Annotated in this window: 1 protein-coding gene and 1 pseudogene; both read right to left on the bottom strand. The window is 42.1% G+C overall.

What is annotated here, in order from left to right; all coding sequences use genetic code 11:
* Nucleotides 1-636: pseudogene (locus tag GMD1S_RS07775) on the bottom strand (acetate kinase); the annotation flags it as partial.
* Nucleotides 637-686: 50 nt separating this feature from the next.
* Nucleotides 687-1277 (bottom strand): class I SAM-dependent methyltransferase (locus GMD1S_RS07770; protein ID WP_000541300.1); only part of this gene is annotated, 591 nt, incomplete at its 5' end.

Here is a 1277-nt window from a genome sequence, read left to right as displayed (position 1 = left end):
AGAAGCCCCGTTACCAATATGGCAGGTAATCAATTTCAAGTCTTCTAGAGGGCGGCCCAAAAGTTTCGCTGCTTCTCCTGCGACAAACTGGTGGCTTGTCCCGTGGGCACCATATTTACGAACCTTGTTGTCTGTGTAGTATTTAGTTGGTAGAGGGTAGCGATAAGCCTTCTCTGGCATGCTTGTGTGGAATGAGGTATCAAATACGACAACACTGGTAATATCTGGCAGCAATTCCTTAAATGCGCGAATTCCAGCTGCGTTAGCTGGATTGTGAAGAGGAGCCAACAGTCCCAATTCCTCAACTTTTTCTAACACATCTCCCTCAACAACTGTTGATTCCTTGAAATATTCACCACCTGCAACGACGCGGTGGCCGACACCTGTAATCTCATCGTACCCTTTGATAATGTCAAAACGAATCAAGTCATCCAATAAAATTTTAACGGCTTGTGTGTGGTCTTCAATATCAAGAATTTGTTGCTCCGAACGACCGTCAAATTTTACAGTTGAGATCGAATCCTTCAATCCAATACGTTCAATCAAGCCTTTAGCCAAAACTTTTTCCTCAGGCATTTGATAAAGTTGCCATTTCAAGCTTGAGCTTCCTGCATTGATTGCAATTGTTTTTGTCATAAGATGATACCTCTTTTTAAGCGTTTTCATCTATTATAACAAAATCTCTTTTATATTTCAGTACCTTTGCTCCAATTTTGAAAATTTTCTTTAAAGGTCAACAAAACTGACGGATCTTGCAAGCTAGTAAGAGGGTAAACAAAGGGTTCTATTTCCTTGTCTCTTTTCTTCTGTAAGACAAAAATACTTTTAGCTTGGCTTGCAGTTGAGAAAATATCCTCTGGCAGAGCGATGATAGCAGCCAGACTCACTTCGTCTTTGAGCCACCCTTTTAATAAGTCACTTTGAGGACTGGTCAATAAATCACTCGGAGCTAGAAAAATAGCATAGCCATCTGACTTAAGGTACTTGAGGCCTTGTTCCATCAGCAAATGGTGGGCATAGGTATGCTCTTGACTAGAAGCCACTTGATAGCGTGAAGCGATGGCATCGTCTGGGTAATAGCCAACAGGTAAGTCGCTGATGACCACGTCGCTTTCTTTAAGCATTTGCGGACGAACGGCATCTCCTTGGACAAAACCAGCCTGCAAACCAATCACATCTGCCATACTGGCTGCCAAATCAATCAGCAAGTCATCCACTTCGATTCCCAAGTAATCTACTTTTTTAGCAAGAGAAGTCAAGAAAGTAGCCCCCAAAAT

Source organism: Streptococcus sp. GMD1S (assembly GCF_000296875.1).
Taxonomy (GTDB): Bacteria; Bacillota; Bacilli; order Lactobacillales; family Streptococcaceae; genus Streptococcus.
Note: the sequence above shows the minus strand (reverse complement) of the source record. Positions and strands in the feature narration are given on the sequence as shown.